The organism is Pseudomonas sp. D5(2026) (genome assembly GCF_057766845.1).
The window spans coordinates 4585255-4600802 of record NZ_CM173421.1 but is presented as its reverse complement, the minus strand read 5'-3'; the positions used below and the strand labels follow the sequence as shown (position 1 = coordinate 4600802).

Sequence of the window (15548 nt, the reverse complement as noted above, 5' to 3'; positions counted from 1 at the left end):
GAGCGTGTCTTTGATCGCTTCCGACCAATTCCGCATCGTTGTCGGCCTCGGCAAGAGCGGCATGTCCCTGGTTCGCTTCCTGGCGAGCCGGGGCATTGCCTTTGCGGTCGCCGATACCCGCGAGCAACCGCCGGAACTGGAAACCCTGCGCCGTGATTACCCGCAGGTGGAAGTGCGCTGTGGTGAGCTGGACGTGGACTTCCTGTGCCGTGCCAACGAGTTGTATGTGAGCCCCGGTCTGGCCTTGGCCACGCCGGCCTTGCAGCAGGCGGCCGCGCGAGGGGTGAAGCTGTCTGGCGACATCGAGCTGTTTGCTCGCCATGCCAAGGCGCCGATCATTGCCATCAGCGGTTCCAACGCCAAGAGCACCGTCACGACGCTGGTCGGTGAAATGGCCGCCAAGGCCGGTAAACGTGTGGCCGTGGGCGGTAACCTCGGTACTCCGGCGCTCGACCTGCTGGCCGATGACATCGAGCTGTACGTGCTGGAGCTTTCCAGCTTCCAGCTGGAAACCACTGACCAGCTCAACGCCGAAGTGGCGACCGTTCTGAACATCAGCGAAGACCACATGGACCGCTATAGCGGCCTTCCGGCCTACCACCTGGCCAAGCACCGCATCTTCCGCGGGGCCAGGCAGGTGGTGGTGAACCGTCAGGATGCCCTCAGCCGGCCATTGCCTGTGGAAGGCCGCCCATGCTGGACCTTTGGCCTCAGCCAGCCGGACTTCAAGGCCTTCGGCCTGCGCGAAGTGGGCGGTGAAAAATACCTGGCGTTCGAGTTCCAGGCACTGATGCCGGCGCGTGAACTGAAGGTTCGTGGCGCCCACAACCAGAGCAACGCCCTGGCGGCACTGGCCTTGGGCCATGCTGCCGGTCTGCCGTTCGAGCCGATGCTCGAGGCCCTGCGCGAGTTTGGTGGCCTGGCCCACCGTTGCCAGTGGGTGCGCGAGCGTAACGGCGTCAACTGGTACGACGACTCCAAGGCCACCAACGTCGGTGCTGCCCTGGCCGCCATTGAAGGCTTGGGCGCCGATATCGAAGGCAAGCTGGTGCTAATCGCGGGTGGTGATGGCAAAGGTGCCGAGTTCACTGCGTTGCGCGAACCGGTCAAGCGTTACTGCCGCGCCGTGGTGTTGCTTGGCCGTGATGCCGAGCGCCTGGCCGAGGCCTTGGGCGATGCCGTGCCGCTGGTTCGGGTCAAGACCCTTGACGATGCCGTGCAGCGATGCGCCGAGCTGGCCCAGGACGGCGATGCCGTGCTGCTGTCGCCTGCATGCGCCAGCCTCGACATGTTCAAGAACTTCGAGGAGCGTGGACGCCTGTTCGCCCAGGCAGCGGGAGGTCTTGCATGATCTTCGGCATCTTCAAACCCTATCCGTCGCCGCTGATCAGCGGCCGTGGCGTCGACCTGGACTTCCCGATGCTCGCCGGTTGCCTGGCCTTGCTGGGCCTGGGCCTGGTGATGATCACTTCGGCATCCTCGGAAGTGGCTGCTGTACAGTCGGGCAACCCGCTGTATCACATGTTCCGCCACCTGGTGTACGTGTTCCTTGGCCTGGTGGCCTGTGGTGCGACCCTGCTGGTGCCGATCGCCACTTGGCAGCGCATGGGTTTCATGATGCTGATTGGTGCCTTCGGCCTGCTGGTACTGGTACTGGTGCCGGGCATCGGCCGTGAAGTCAACGGCTCCATGCGCTGGATCGGTTTCAGCTTCTTCAACGTGCAGCCTTCAGAAATCGCCAAGGTGTTCGTGGTCATCTACCTGGCCGGCTACCTGGTACGCCGACAGACTGAGGTGCGCGAAACCTGGATGGGCTTCTTCAAGCCGTTCATCGTGCTGCTGCCCATGGCCGCCTTGCTGCTGATGGAGCCGGACTTTGGCGCCACCGTGGTGATGATGGGCGCGGCGGCGGCCATGTTGTTTCTGGGTGGGGTGGGGCTGTTCCGCTTCAGCCTGATGGTGGCGCTGGCGGTGCTGGCGGTATTTGTCCTGGTACAGGCGCAGCCGTACCGGATGGCGCGCCTTATTACGTTCACCGACCCCTGGGCCGACCAGTTCGGTTCGGGCTACCAGCTGACCCAGGCACTGATTGCCTTCGGCCGTGGCGAGTGGCTGGGTGTTGGTCTGGGCAACAGCGTGCAGAAGCAGTTCTACCTGCCTGAAGCGCACACCGACTTCGTGTTCTCGGTACTGGCGGAAGAACTGGGCGTGGTCGGCTCGCTGGTGACCGTAGCACTGTTCGTGTTCGTTACCGTGCGCGCCCTGTACATCGGCCTGTGGGCCGAGAAAGCCAAACAGTTCTTTGCCGCCTACATGGCGTTCGGCCTGGCTTTCCTGTGGATTGGCCAGTTCCTGATCAACATCGGTGTGAACGTCGGCCTGCTGCCGACCAAGGGCCTGACCCTGCCGTTTCTCAGTTACGGGGGGAGTTCGCTGGTGATCTGTTGCGCCTGCGTAGGGCTGTTGCTGCGCATCGAGTGGGAGAGCCGCACGCACCTGGGCAGTGAGGAGCACGAATTTAGCGAAAGCGATTTTGCCGAGGAGACCAGTCATGGCCGCTGAAGGCAAAAATGTACTGATCATGGCCGGCGGTACCGGGGGGCACGTATTCCCGGCGCTGGCCTGCGCCCGTGAGTTCCAGAAGCGCGGTTACAGCGTGCACTGGCTGGGTACCCCGCGTGGCATTGAGAACGAGCTGGTGCCACAGGCGGGTTTGCCACTGCATCTGATCCAGGTCAGCGGTTTGCGCGGCAAAGGCAAGCTGTCGTTGCTCAAGGCACCGTTCACGTTGGTCAAGGCCGTGCTGCAGGCACGGCGCATCATTCGCCAGCTCAAGCCCGTATGTGTCCTGGGCTTTGGCGGCTATGTGACCGGCCCCGGCGGCGTGGCCGCGCGGCTGTGCGGCGTGCCACTGGTGATCCATGAGCAGAACGCCAGGGCCGGTACCGCCAATCGGTTGCTGGTGCCACTCTCGGCGCGGGTCTGCGAAGCTTTCCCGAACACCTTCGAGGCCAGCGACAAACGTCGCACCACCGGTAACCCGGTGCGCCCGGAGCTCTTCATGGAGGAGCAACGCGCGCCCTTGGGCGAGCGCCGTGCACGCCTGTTGGTACTGGGTGGCAGCCTGGGTGCGGAACCATTGAACAAATTGTTGCCTAAGGCCCTGTCCGAAGTGCCCGCCGCGCTGCGGCCAGAGGTATTCCACCAGGCCGGCAAGCAACACGCGCCGATCACCGCCGAGCGTTATCACGAGGCGGGCGTCGCGGCTCAGGTAGAGCCTTTCATCAAAGACATGGCCCAGGCTTATGGCTGGGCCGACCTGGTGGTGTGCCGGGCCGGTGCCCTGACTGTCAGCGAACTGGCGGCAGCAGGCCTGCCTTCGATGCTGGTGCCTTTGCCCCATGCGATCGACGATCACCAGACCCACAACGCCCAATATCTGGCCCGCGAAGGCGCTGCCTTCCTGATGCCACAAGCGACAACTGGCGCAGCGCAACTCGCTGAACGCCTGAACGAGGTGCTGATGCAACCCGAGAAACTCAACGTCATGGCAGGCACCGCACGGCGCCTGGCCAAACCTGCTGCAACCAGCACCGTGGTCGATATCTGCCTGGAGGTGGCCCATGGTTGAGAGCCAGAAAGCCATGCCCCAGCCGAAGATGGGCCGTATTCGCCGCATTCACTTCGTCGGCATCGGCGGCGTGGGTATGTGCGGTATTGCCGAAGTGTTGCTGAACCTGGGCTATGAAGTGTCCGGTTCGGACCTTAAAGCCTCGCCAGTTACCGAGCGCCTGGAGTCCTTCGGCGCTGAGATCTTCGTCGGCCACCGCGCCGAGAACGCCGCCACCGCCGATGTGCTGGTGGTATCCAGCGCCATCAACCCGGCCAACCCGGAAGTTGCCACCGCCCTCGAGCGACGCATTCCGGTGGTGCCGCGTGCCGAGATGCTCGCCGAGCTGATGCGTTACCGCCATGGCGTGGCCGTTGCCGGTACTCACGGCAAGACCACCACGACCAGCCTGCTGGCTTCGGTGTTCGCCGCCGGTGGCCTGGACCCGACCTTCGTCATCGGTGGCCGCCTTACCGCTGCCGGTACCAATGCGCAGCTGGGCACCAGCCGCTACCTGATCGCCGAAGCAGACGAAAGCGATGCCAGCTTCCTGCACCTGCAGCCGATGGTGGCGGTGGTCACCAACATCGATGCCGACCACATGGCGACCTACGAAGGTGACTTCAACAAGCTGAAGAAAACCTTCGTCGAGTTCCTGCACAACCTGCCGTTCTATGGCCTGGCGGTGATGTGCCTGGACGACCCGGTGGTTCGCGAGATCCTGCCGCAGGTGAAGCGCCCGACCGTGACCTATGGCTTCAGCGAAGAGGCCGACATCCGCGCCATCAATGTGCGTCAGCAGGGCATGCAGACCCACTTCACCGTGCTGCGCCGTGATCGCGAGCCGTTGGAGGTTTCGGTGAACATGCCCGGCAACCACAACGTGCTCAACGCCCTGGCCACCATTGCCATCGCCACTGACGAAGGCATTACTGACGAGGCCATCATCCAGGGCCTGTCCGGCTTCCAGGGTGTCGGCCGTCGCTTCCAGGTGTACGGCGAGCTGCCGGTCGAAGGCGGCAGTGTGATGCTGGTCGACGACTATGGCCATCACCCGACCGAAGTGGCGGCGGTAATCAAGGCTGTGCGCGGTGGCTGGCCAAGCCGCCGCCTGGTGATCGTCTACCAGCCGCACCGCTACAGCCGCACCCGCGACCTGTACGACGATTTCGTCCAGGTGCTGGGTGATGCCAACGTGCTGCTGCTGATGGAGGTCTACCCGGCCGGCGAAGAGCCGATCCCCGGTGCCGACAGCCGTCAGCTGTGCCACAGCATCCGCCAGCGCGGCAAGCTGGACCCGATCTACATCGAGCGCGGCGCCGAGCTGGCACCGCTGGTCAAGCCACTGCTGCGCGCTGGCGACATCCTGATCTGCCAGGGTGCCGGTGATGTCGGCGGCCTGGCCCCGCAGTTGATGAAAAGCCCGCTGTTCGCAGGCGCCAAGCAGGAGAAGTCGAAATGACCAGCGCCTACGACAAGCTGCACTCGACCCTGGACGTCAAGGCGTTCGGACGCGTCGCCGTGCTGTACGGTGGCAAGAGCGCCGAGCGTGAAGTGTCGCTGAAATCCGGCGCCGCAGTGATAGATGCGCTGAGCACTGCCGGCGTCGACGTGGTCGCCATCGACGTCGGTGATGACCTGCTCGCACGCCTGCAAAGCGAGAAGATCGACCGCGCCTTCATCATCCTTCACGGCCGTGGCGGTGAAGACGGAAGCATGCAAGGCTTGCTGGAGTGCCTGGGCATCCCTTACACCGGCAGCGGCATCCTGGCTTCGGCGCTGGCGATGGACAAGCTGCGCACCAAGCAGGTGTGGCAGAGCCTGGGCATTCCCACACCACGCCACGCGGTGCTGGCGAGCGAAAGCGATTGTTTGCAGGCCAGTACGGAACTGGGCTTCCCGCTTATCGTCAAACCCGCCCATGAAGGCTCTAGCATCGGCATGGCCAAGGTGAACAGCGCCCAGGAACTGGTCGCCGCCTGGCAGGACGCCGCCAAATACGATTCCCAGGTACTGGTGGAGCAGTGGATCCACGGCCCGGAGTTCACCATCGCGGTACTGCGCGGCCAGGTGCTGCCGCCGATCGCCTTGGGTACGCCGCATGTGTTCTACGACTACGACGCCAAGTACATCGCCAACGACACCCAGTACCGCATCCCCTGCGGGCTGGATAGCGTCAAGGAACAAGAGCTGATCGACCTGACCGCGCGCGCCTGCAATGCCATTGGCATTGAGGGCTGGGGGCGGCTGGACGTGATGCAGGACGAGCAGGGCCGGTTCTGGCTGCTCGAAGTCAACACTGCACCGGGCATGACAGATCATAGCCTGGTGCCCATGGCGGCCCGCGCGGCTGGCCTGGACTTCCAGCAACTGGTGCTGGCAATCCTGGCCGAAAGCGTGGCGACGCGAGGCTAATAACCATGCAAGGCGCGATGATACGTCAGCAGCAACCCGTTACCGGCCGTAGCAAGCCGGTGCCGCGTGGTGCCAGCCGGCTGGTGGCCGACGAGCCCGTATCGGGGCGCCTGCCCAGGCCAAGCCTGGGCGGCCTCAAGCGCTTGCTGTGGCCGGTGTTGCTGGTGGCGGCCGGCTTTGGTGCCTACGAGGGCGCCGTTCGCCTGATGCCTTACGCCGACCGCCCGATCACCAAGATCGATGTGCAGGGCGACCTCAGCTACATCAGTCAGCAGTCGGTGCAGCAGCGTATCGCGCCCTATGTGGCGGCGAGCTTCTTCAGCGTCGACCTTCCGGCGATGCGGGCCGAGCTGGAGCAGATGCCGTGGATCGCCCACGCCGAAGTGCGCCGGGTATGGCCCGACGAGGTGGTAATCCGCCTTGAAGAACAGCTGCCGGTGGCACGCTGGGGTGATGCAGCCCTGCTCAACAACCAGGGTCAGGCTTTCGCCCCGCGCGAGCTGGCCAATTATGAGCATTTGCCGCAGCTGGCCGGGCCGCAGCGTGCTCAGCAACAAGTCATGCAGCAGTATCAGGTATTGAGCCAGATGCTGCGCCCCCTGGGCTTTTCCATCGCTCGCCTGGAGCTGCGCGAGCGAGGCAGCTGGTTCCTGACCACCGGTGCGAGCAGTGCCGGGCCAGGCATCGAGTTGCTGCTGGGGCGCGATCATCTGGTGGAGAAGATGCGCCGTTTCATTGCCATTTACGACAAGACACTCAAAGACCAGATCACCACTATCGCCCGCATTGATCTGCGTTATTCCAACGGACTTGCCGTTGGTTGGCGGGAACCGATTGCACCGACGACGGCCCAACCCGCCGTTGCGAAGAATTAGAGAGAGACAGGACCATGGCAAACGCGCATAGCGGCAAAATGATCGTCGGGCTGGACATTGGCACCTCCAAGGTGGTGGCGCTGGTGGGCGAAGTGGGCGAAGACGGCACCCTGGAAATCGTCGGGATCGGCACTCATCCGTCCCGTGGCCTGAAAAAAGGCGTGGTGGTGAACATCGAGTCCACCGTGCAGTCGATCCAGCGCGCCGTGGAAGAGGCGCAACTGATGGCCGGCTGCCGTATCCACTCGGCGTTCGTCGGTGTGGCCGGTAATCACATCCGCAGCCTGAACTCCCACGGCATTGTCGCCATCCGTGACCGCGAGGTCAGCCTGGCCGACCTGGAGCGCGTACTCGACGCCGCCCAGGCCGTGGCGATTCCGGCGGACCAGCGCGTGCTGCACACCTTGCCGCAGGACTACGTGATCGACAACCAGGAAGGCGTGCGCGAGCCGCTGGGCATGTCTGGCGTGCGCCTGGAAGCCAAGGTTCACGTGGTCACTTGCGCAGTCAACGCCGCCCAGAACATCGAGAAGTGTGTGCGCCGCTGCGGCCTGGAAATCGACGACATCATCCTCGAACAGCTGGCTTCGGCCTACTCGGTACTGACCGATGATGAAAAAGAGCTGGGCGTGTGCCTGGTGGACATCGGTGGTGGCACCACCGACATCGCCATCTTCACCGAGGGCGCCATCCGCCACACGGCGGTCATCCCGATTGCTGGCGACCAGGTGACCAACGACATCGCCATGGCCCTGCGTACCCCGACCCAGTACGCCGAAGAAATCAAGATCCGCTACGCCTGTGCCCTGGCCAAACTGGCTGGCGCGGGCGAGACCATCAAGGTGCCGAGCGTGGGCGATCGCCCACCGCGCGAGCTGTCGCGCCAGGCCCTGGCCGAGGTGGTGGAGCCACGTTACGACGAGCTCTTCACCCTGATCCAGGCCGAACTGCGCCGCAGCGGCTACGAAGACCTGGTGCCCGCCGGCATCGTCCTCACCGGTGGCACCGCGAAGATGGAAGGTGCCGTGGAACTGGCCGAGGAAATCTTCCACATGCCGGTACGCCTGGGCGTGCCGCACAGCGTTCGGGGGCTGAGCGACGTGGTGCGCAACCCGATCTATTCCACTGGTGTGGGCTTGCTCACCTACGGCCTGCTCAAGCAGTCCGAGGACTTGGCCCTGACCGGTAACAGCAACAGCAGCAGCAACAGCTATGGCGATGAACCGAAGGCCCCAGTGCTTGAACGCTTCAAGAAGTGGGTCCAGGGCAACTTCTAAGTTTCAAAGCAGTAGTGGTAGGCGCAACAACTAGAGAACTGTAAGGAGAGGGAAAATGTTCGAGCTCGTAGACAACGTCCCGCAAAGCCCGGTCATCAAGGTGATCGGCGTTGGTGGTGGTGGCGGCAACGCCGTCAATCACATGGTCAAGAGCAGCATCGAAGGCGTGGAATTCATCTGCGCCAACACCGATGCCCAGGCGCTGAAAAACATTGGCGCGCGCACCATCCTGCAATTGGGCACTGGCGTGACCAAGGGCCTGGGTGCCGGTGCCAATCCGGAGGTCGGCCGTCAGGCCGCGCTGGAAGACCGTGAGCGCATCGCTGAAGTGCTGCAGGGCACCAACATGGTGTTCATCACCACCGGCATGGGTGGCGGTACCGGTACCGGTGCTGCGCCAATCATTGCCGAAGTGGCCAAGGAAATGGGTATCCTCACCGTTGCAGTGGTGACTCGTCCGTTCCCGTTCGAAGGCCGCAAGCGCATGCAGATCGCCGATGAAGGCATCCGCATGCTGGCTGAAAGCGTCGACTCGTTGATCACCATCCCCAACGAGAAGCTGCTGACCATCCTGGGCAAGGATGCCAGCCTGCTGTCCGCCTTCGCCAAGGCTGACGATGTACTGGCTGGTGCCGTACGCGGTATCTCCGACATCATCAAGCGCCCCGGCATGATCAACGTCGACTTCGCCGACGTGCGTACCGTGATGGGTGAAATGGGCATGGCCATGATGGGTACTGGCTGCGCCAGCGGCCCGAACCGTGCGCGCGAAGCCACCGAGGCAGCTATCCGTAACCCGCTGCTGGAAGACGTCAACCTGCAGGGCGCCCGCGGTATCCTGGTGAACATCACCGCAGGCCCGGACCTGTCGCTGGGTGAGTACTCCGACGTGGGTAGCATCATCGAAGCCTTCGCCTCCGACCACGCGATGGTCAAGGTCGGCACCGTGATCGACCCGGACATGCGCGACGAATTGCACGTGACCGTGGTGGCCACTGGTCTGGGCGCACGCATCGAGAAGCCTGTGAAGGTGGTCGACAATACCCTGCAGACTGCCCAGCAGGCATACGAGGCGTCCAATCCTGCGCCGGTGCGCCAGGAGCAGCCAGCGGTCAACTACCGTGACCTGGAGCGCCCGACCGTCATGCGCAACCAGGCGCATGCAGGTGCTGCCGCAGCCGCTAAACTGAACCCTCAGGATGACCTGGACTACCTCGATATCCCGGCATTCCTGCGTCGTCAGGCTGATTAATGGAATTTATCAGGGGTATAAAGGTGATTGGTATTCATCAAAGGTTGGGTCTGTTATCATCCCCAGCCTTTGTTGATACCTGTTCGCAATTTGCGCTGAAGCGGCCAATGCCATGATTAAACAACGCACCCTGAAGAATACCATCCGTGCCACAGGTGTCGGTCTGCACTCCGGGGAGAAGGTTTACCTGACCCTCAAGCCTGCACCTGTTGACACCGGCATCGTCTTCCGCCGCGCCGACCTCGACCCTGTGGTCGAAATCCCTGCGCGTGCGGCCAACGTCGGCGAGACAACCATGTCGACGACGTTGGTCAACGGTGACGTCAAGGTCGATACGGTCGAGCACCTGCTCTCCGCCATGGCGGGCCTGGGCATCGATAACGCCTACGTCGAGCTCTCCGCCTCGGAAGTGCCGATCATGGATGGCAGCGCCGGTCCTTTTGTATTCCTGATTCAGTCTGCCGGCCTGGAAGAACAGGACGCAGCCAAGAAGTTCATCCGCATCCTGCGTGAGGTAACCGTGGAAGAGGGCGACAAGCGCGCCACGTTCCTGCCTTTCGAAGGTTTCAAGGTGAGCTTCGAGATCGATTTCGATCACCCGGTGCTTCGCAACCGGACCCAGAGCGCCAGCGTCGACTTTTCCAGCACCTCGTTCGTGAAGGAAGTCAGCCGCGCGCGTACTTTTGGCTTCATGCGTGACATCGAGTACCTGCGCAAGCACAACCTTGCGTTGGGTGGCAGTGTCGAGAACGCCATCGTGGTCGATGAGGACGGCGTGCTCAACGAAGACGGCCTTCGTTACGAAGACGAATTCGTCAAGCACAAGATCCTCGACGCCATCGGCGATCTGTACCTGCTGGGCAACAGCTTGATCGGCGAGTTCAAGGGCTTCAAGTCCGGCCACGCGCTGAACAACCAGCTGTTGCGCAAGCTGATTGCTGAAACCGATGCCTGGGAAGTGGTCACTTTCGAAGATGCCAGTACGGCACCGATCTCGTACATGCGCCCTGTTGCGGCCGTGTAAGTTCGAACACTCTCTAGTTCATTAAGGCCACCTTCGGGTGGCCTTTTTTATGGCTTGTCCTGAGCGTGGGCGGCCAAGCGTTCCAGTGCTGCGCGCAGTTTGGGGTCGGTAATGCCCTCGGCGGTGTCGCGCAGGCTCTCGGCCGCGCTGTTCGAAAGCTCGGCAGCATGCCCACCACGCTTGGCCGGCACCAGCGGCGGCTGCACTTTGTACAGGATGCGCCTGAGGTTGCCGAATGCTTCCATGGCCTGCAGTGCCGCCAGCAAACGCTTCTGCTGGTAGCGCAGGCGGGTTGCCCAATGGCCGTCGGTTACCACCAGCAACAAAGTGCCATCGCGCCAGGACGCCACATGGCAGTGCTCGCGGGCGGCCGGTTGCAACTGGCTTTCCAGCAGGCGCTGCAAATGCTCCAGGCGCTCGGCCTGGTTCAGCAGCAGGCGCAGCGGGCGCACCTGGCGCAACAGGGCGGAGGGCGGCTGGGCGGGGGAAGGTTTATAGGCCATGGGGGTACGCGTGAGGTGACGTGGGCACAGTCTAACATCTCCGTTGCCTGTGCCGGCCTCTTCGCGGGTGAACCCGCTCCTACCAGGGTTATCGATATCTTGTAGGAGCGGGTTCACCCGCGAAGAGGCCGGCACAGGCAGCCAAAGACAAGACTGGTTCTCGATAGCTTTCATGTTGCCAAGCCTTGAACTCAGTGAAAATGCCCCTATCTAAAACAGGCCCCTGCCAAAACGCTGTATCAGCATCGTGGAAAACCACCACTTTCCTCACCATCGTTTCCGGGTAGAATGCTCGTTCGCATGCGGCCTATGGGCTGCACGGGCGACTCATGGGGCCGCCCTCCATCCCTACGTGTGGAAGATCCTGCCGATATGTTTGCGCCTTTGTTAAAAAAACTTTTTGGAAGCAAGAACGAGCGTGAAGTCAAACGCATGCTCAAGACGGTGAGTATCGTCAATGCCTTCGAAGAGAAGATGGTGGCCCTCTCCGACGAGCAACTGCGGGGCAAGACCGTAGAGTTCAAGGAGCGCCTGGCCAAAGGCGAGACACTGGACCAATTGCTGCCCGAAGCCTTCGCCGTGGCCCGAGAGGCCGGTAAGCGCGTAATGGGCATGCGCCATTTCGATGTGCAGTTGATCGGCGGCATGACCCTGCACGAGGGTATGATCGCAGAAATGCGCACCGGTGAAGGCAAGACCTTGGTCGGTACCCTGGCCGTTTACCTCAATGCATTGTCCGGCAAGGGCGTGCACGTGGTCACCGTCAACGACTATCTGGCGCGCCGTGACGCCAACTGGATGCGCCCGCTGTACGAATTCCTCGGTCTGTCGGTCGGTATCGTCTCGGCCTTCCAGCCGCCGGAAGAAAAGCGCGCTGCCTATGCCGCCGACATCACCTACGGCACCAACAACGAATTCGGTTTCGACTACCTGCGCGACAACATGGCGTTCAGCCAGGACGAGAAGTTCCAGCGTGAACTGAACTTCGCCGTGATCGACGAAGTCGACTCCATCCTCATCGACGAAGCGCGTACCCCGCTGATCATTTCCGGTCAGGCCGAGGACAGCTCCAAGCTGTACATCGAGATCAACCGCCTGATCCCGCGCCTCACCCAGCACATCGAAGAGGTCGAAGGCCAGGTCACCCAGGAAGGCCACTTCACCATCGACGAGAAGAGTCGCCAGGTGGAATTGAACGAAGCCGGCCACCAGTTCATCGAAGAGATGCTGGCCCAGGCGGGCCTGCTCGCCGAAGGCGAGAGCCTGTACTCCGCGCACAACCTGGGCTTGCTGACACATGTCTACGCCGGTCTTCGTGCACACAAGTTGTTCCACCGCAACGTCGAGTACATCGTTCAGGACGGCCAGGTCCTGCTGATTGACGAACACACCGGCCGTACCATGCCAGGTCGTCGTCTCTCCGAGGGCCTGCACCAGGCCATCGAAGCAAAAGAGAACCTGAACATCCAGGCCGAGAGCCAGACCCTGGCTTCGACCACGTTCCAGAACTATTTCCGCCTGTACACCAAGCTGTCCGGCATGACCGGTACCGCCGACACCGAAGCGTTCGAGTTCCAGTCGATCTACGGCCTGAACGTGATGGTCATTCCGCCGAACAAGCCACTGGCGCGTAAGGACTACAACGACCTGGTGTACCTGACCGCTGACGAGAAATACGCCGCGATCATCGCCGACATCAAGGAAAGCATGAAGCTGGGCCGCCCGGTGCTGGTGGGTACCGCGACCATTGAAACTTCCGAGCACATGTCCAACCTCCTGAAAAAGGAAGGTATCGACCACAAGGTGCTCAACGCCAAGTATCACGAGAAGGAAGCCGAGATTATTGCGCAGGCAGGCGCGCCCGGTGCACTGACCATCGCCACCAACATGGCTGGCCGTGGTACCGATATCCTGCTGGGCGGTAACTGGGAAGCCGAAGTGGCTGCCCTGGAAAACCCGACCGCCGAGCAGATCGCCCAGATCAAGGCCGACTGGCAGAAGCGTCACCAGCAAGTGATCGAAACGGGTGGCCTGCATGTAATCGCTTCCGAGCGCCACGAATCGCGCCGTATCGACAACCAGCTGCGTGGCCGCTCCGGTCGTCAGGGCGACCCGGGCTCCAGCCGCTTCTACCTGTCGCTGGAAGACAGCCTGATGCGCATCTTCGCCTCTGACCGGGTGAAGAACTTCATGAAGGCACTGGGCATGCAGTCGGGCGAGGCCATCGAGCACCGCATGGTCACCAACGCTATCGAGAAAGCCCAACGCAAGGTCGAAGGCCGCAACTTCGACATTCGTAAGCAATTGCTCGAATATGACGACGTCGCCAACGAACAGCGCAAGGTGATCTACCACATGCGCAACAGCTTGCTGGCCGCCGAGAACATTGGTGACACCATCGTCGAATTCCGCAAGGAAGTACTGGACGCTACCATCAGCCAGCACATTCCGCCGCAGTCGCTGCCAGAGCAGTGGGACGTTGCCGGCCTGGAGGCTTCGCTGGCCAGCGATTTCGCCATCAAGTTGCCAATCCAGCAATGGCTCGACGAGGACGATCACCTCTACGAAGAGACCTTGCGCGAGAAGCTGCTGAGCGAGATCACCGCTGCCTACACCGAGAAGGAAGACCAGGCTGGTCTCGAAGCCCTGCGAACCTTCGAGAAGCAGATTCTGCTGCGCGTGCTGGACGACCTGTGGAAAGACCACCTGTCGACCATGGACCACCTGCGTCACGGTATTCACCTGCGTGGTTATGCGCAGAAGAACCCGAAGCAGGAGTACAAGCGCGAGTCGTTCAGCCTGTTCCAGGAACTGCTGGAGTCGATCAAGCGCGACACCATCCGTGTGCTGTCGCACGTACAGGTTCGCCGCGAAGACCCAGCCGAAGAAGAAGCCCGCCTGCGCCGCGAGGCCGAAGAGCTGGCTAGCCGCATGCAATTCCAGCACGCCGCTGTATCGGGCCTGGAAAGTGAGCAACTGAGCGAGGAGGGGGCCGAAGTAGCGGTAGCCTCGGCGCCAGTACGCAATGACCAGAAGCTGGGCCGCAACGAGCCGTGCTGGTGCGGCTCGGGCAAGAAGTTCAAGCATTGCCATGGTCAGATCGAGTGATCTGAACCGTACGTTGTACAAGCCTGGGGCCGCTTTGCGGCCCTTTCGTGACACAAGGCCGCTCCCACAGGTACCGCGCTCGTCCATCAACGGGCGCGATCCTTGTGGGAGCGGCCTTGTGTCGCGATGGGGCGCGAAGCGGCCCCTTTTTCGAAATCATCGTTTTTTCTAGGAGCGCTCTAATGGCTGTTGGTCTTGGTCCTTTGCCCACCCTGCACCCGGTTCCGGGTTTTGAACTCGGTATCGCTTCTGCCGGTATCAAGCGCCCGGGGCGCAAGGATGTGGTGGTCATGCGCTGTGCCGAAGGCTCCAGCGTGGCGGGTGTGTTCACCCTCAACGCCTTCTGCGCCGCGCCGGTGATCCTGTCCAAGCAGCGTGTACAGGGCACCGTGCGCTACCTGCTGACCAACACAGGTAACGCCAACGCCGGCACCGGCGCGCCGGGCCTGGCCGCCGCCGAGCGTACCTGCGCCAAGCTGGCCGAACTGGCTGGCGTACCGGCCGAGTCGGTACTGCCGTTTTCCACCGGTGTGATCGGTGAGCCGCTGCCGGTCGAGAAGATCGAAGGCGCGCTGCAGGCCGCGCTCGACAACCTGTCGGAAAACAACTGGGCTGAGGCCGCTACCGGCATCATGACCACCGACACCCTGCCCAAGGGGGCCAGCCGCCAGTTCCAGCACGATGGCGTGACCGTTACCGTCACCGGCATCAGCAAGGGGGCAGGCATGATCCGCCCGAACATGGCGACCATGCTGGGTTACATCGCCACCGACGCCAAGGTGGCGCCAAAGGTACTCAAGGACCTGATGCTCGACGGCGCCAACAAGTCGTTCAACCGCATCACTATCGATGGTGACACCTCGACCAACGATTGCTGCATGCTGATCGCTACCGGCAAGGCCGACCTGCCGGAAGTGACCGAAGCCAGCGGCGCGCTCTTCGAAGCGCTGAAAAAGGCCGTGTTCGAGGTGTGCATGGAAGTGGCCCAGGCCATCGTCCGTGACGGCGAAGGCGCGACCAAGTTCGTGACCGTGCAGGTCAACGGTGGTGGCAACCACCAAGAGTGCCTGGACGTCGGTTACGCCGTGGCCCACTCGCCGCTGATCAAGACCGCGCTGTTCGCCTCCGACCCGAACTGGGGCCGCATCCTCGCCGCGGTTGGCCGTGCCGGTGTGCCGGAGCTGGATGTGAGCCTGATCGACGTTTACCTGGACAACGTTTGCATTGCGAGCCAAGGCGGCCGCAGCCCGAGCTATACCGAGGCGCAGGGTTCGGCAGTGATGGCCCAGGAAGAGATCACCATCCGTATCGAGCTGGGCCGTGGCCAGTGCAGCGAAACCATCTGGACGACCGACCTGTCCCACGAGTACGTGAAGATCAACGCCGAGTACCGTACCTGATCTACTGATCCGAAAGCCTCTTCGCGGGCACGCCCGCTCCCACAGGTGTTGCAATGCCTGCAGGAGCGGTGCGCTCCCTGTAGG

General features: G+C 62.5%; 12 protein-coding genes. 11 read left to right on the top strand and 1 reads right to left on the bottom strand.

Annotation, left to right across the window (positions count from 1 at the left end; translation table 11 throughout):
• Nucleotides 1-4 precede the first annotated feature (4 nt).
• The 9 genes from murD to lpxC all read left to right on the top strand — a co-directional run bounded on the left by murD (nucleotide 5) and on the right by lpxC (nucleotide 10453).
• Nucleotides 5-1351, top strand: a complete 1347-nt coding sequence (gene murD / locus AC3B5Q_RS21260) for a UDP-N-acetylmuramoyl-L-alanine--D-glutamate ligase (RefSeq protein WP_028697489.1) — start codon at nucleotides 5-7, stop codon at nucleotides 1349-1351.
• Complete coding sequence (gene ftsW, locus AC3B5Q_RS21255; RefSeq protein WP_021784155.1) at nucleotides 1348-2562, top strand: putative lipid II flippase FtsW; 1215 nt, start codon at nucleotides 1348-1350, stop codon at nucleotides 2560-2562. Before murD ends, ftsW begins: the two co-directional genes overlap by 4 nt.
• On the top strand, nucleotides 2552-3631 hold the full coding sequence (murG, locus tag AC3B5Q_RS21250) for an undecaprenyldiphospho-muramoylpentapeptide beta-N-acetylglucosaminyltransferase (RefSeq protein WP_021784156.1): 1080 nt from the start codon (nucleotides 2552-2554) through the stop codon (nucleotides 3629-3631). Before ftsW ends, murG begins: the two co-directional genes overlap by 11 nt.
• Nucleotides 3624-5072, top strand: a complete 1449-nt coding sequence (gene murC / locus AC3B5Q_RS21245; protein ID WP_016713564.1) for a UDP-N-acetylmuramate--L-alanine ligase — start codon at nucleotides 3624-3626, stop codon at nucleotides 5070-5072. Before murG ends, murC begins: the two co-directional genes overlap by 8 nt.
• Nucleotides 5069-6025: a D-alanine--D-alanine ligase gene (locus AC3B5Q_RS21240; protein WP_021784157.1), complete on the top strand. Its 957-nt coding sequence runs from the start codon at nucleotides 5069-5071 to the stop codon at nucleotides 6023-6025. The genes murC and AC3B5Q_RS21240 overlap by 4 nt, the downstream gene beginning before the upstream one ends.
• Nucleotides 6026-6030: 5 nt before the next feature.
• Nucleotides 6031-6900, top strand: coding sequence for a cell division protein FtsQ/DivIB (locus AC3B5Q_RS21235; protein ID WP_103443782.1), 870 nt, complete (start codon nucleotides 6031-6033; stop codon nucleotides 6898-6900).
• A gap of 14 nt (nucleotides 6901-6914) precedes the next feature.
• On the top strand, nucleotides 6915-8177 hold the full coding sequence (ftsA, locus tag AC3B5Q_RS21230; RefSeq protein ID WP_003251867.1) for a cell division protein FtsA: 1263 nt from the start codon (nucleotides 6915-6917) through the stop codon (nucleotides 8175-8177).
• Nucleotides 8178-8232: 55 nt separating this feature from the next.
• Nucleotides 8233-9429, top strand: coding sequence for a cell division protein FtsZ (ftsZ, locus tag AC3B5Q_RS21225; protein WP_003251871.1), 1197 nt, complete (start codon nucleotides 8233-8235; stop codon nucleotides 9427-9429).
• Nucleotides 9430-9541: 112 nt separating this feature from the next.
• Complete coding sequence (gene lpxC / locus AC3B5Q_RS21220; protein WP_003251873.1) at nucleotides 9542-10453, top strand: UDP-3-O-acyl-N-acetylglucosamine deacetylase; 912 nt, start codon at nucleotides 9542-9544, stop codon at nucleotides 10451-10453.
• Between the two features lie 47 nt (nucleotides 10454-10500).
• Here lpxC and AC3B5Q_RS21215 read toward each other — a convergent pair whose 3' ends face one another.
• Nucleotides 10501-10956 carry a DUF721 domain-containing protein gene (locus AC3B5Q_RS21215; protein WP_021784159.1) on the bottom strand — a complete coding sequence of 152 codons (456 nt, stop codon included), beginning with the start codon at nucleotides 10954-10956 and terminating at the stop codon, nucleotides 10501-10503.
• Nucleotides 10957-11328: 372 nt separating this feature from the next.
• Here AC3B5Q_RS21215 and secA point away from each other — a divergent pair, with 372 nt between their 5' ends.
• Together secA and argJ are read left to right on the top strand one after the other, a co-directional pair.
• Nucleotides 11329-14064, top strand: coding sequence for a preprotein translocase subunit SecA (gene secA / locus AC3B5Q_RS21210; protein ID WP_021785813.1), 2736 nt, complete (start codon nucleotides 11329-11331; stop codon nucleotides 14062-14064).
• A 182-nt stretch (nucleotides 14065-14246) separates the two neighbouring features.
• Nucleotides 14247-15464: a bifunctional glutamate N-acetyltransferase/amino-acid acetyltransferase ArgJ gene (argJ, locus tag AC3B5Q_RS21205; RefSeq protein ID WP_021785812.1), complete on the top strand. Its 1218-nt coding sequence runs from the start codon at nucleotides 14247-14249 to the stop codon at nucleotides 15462-15464.
• Nucleotides 15465-15548: the final 84 nt, after the last annotated feature.

What these genes read in the sequence shown, in the direction of transcription:
- ftsW (WP_021784155.1), top strand. Translation starts at nt 1,348, where the DNA reads ATGATCTTCGGCATCTTCAAACCCTATCCGTCGCCGCTGATCAGCGGC.
- murG (WP_021784156.1), top strand. Translation starts at nt 2,552, where the DNA reads ATGGCCGCTGAAGGCAAAAATGTACTGATCATGGCCGGCGGTACCGGG.
- murC (WP_016713564.1), top strand. Translation starts at nt 3,624, where the DNA reads ATGGTTGAGAGCCAGAAAGCCATGCCCCAGCCGAAGATGGGCCGTATT.
- AC3B5Q_RS21240 (WP_021784157.1), top strand. Translation starts at nt 5,069, where the DNA reads ATGACCAGCGCCTACGACAAGCTGCACTCGACCCTGGACGTCAAGGCG.
- AC3B5Q_RS21235 (WP_103443782.1), top strand. Translation starts at nt 6,031, where the DNA reads ATGCAAGGCGCGATGATACGTCAGCAGCAACCCGTTACCGGCCGTAGC.
- ftsA (WP_003251867.1), top strand. Translation starts at nt 6,915, where the DNA reads ATGGCAAACGCGCATAGCGGCAAAATGATCGTCGGGCTGGACATTGGC.
- ftsZ (WP_003251871.1), top strand. Translation starts at nt 8,233, where the DNA reads ATGTTCGAGCTCGTAGACAACGTCCCGCAAAGCCCGGTCATCAAGGTG.
- lpxC (WP_003251873.1), top strand. Translation starts at nt 9,542, where the DNA reads ATGATTAAACAACGCACCCTGAAGAATACCATCCGTGCCACAGGTGTC.
- AC3B5Q_RS21215 (WP_021784159.1), bottom strand. Translation starts at nt 10,956, where the DNA reads ATGGCCTATAAACCTTCCCCCGCCCAGCCGCCCTCCGCCCTGTTGCGC.
- secA (WP_021785813.1), top strand. Translation starts at nt 11,329, where the DNA reads ATGTTTGCGCCTTTGTTAAAAAAACTTTTTGGAAGCAAGAACGAGCGT.
- argJ (WP_021785812.1), top strand. Translation starts at nt 14,247, where the DNA reads ATGGCTGTTGGTCTTGGTCCTTTGCCCACCCTGCACCCGGTTCCGGGT.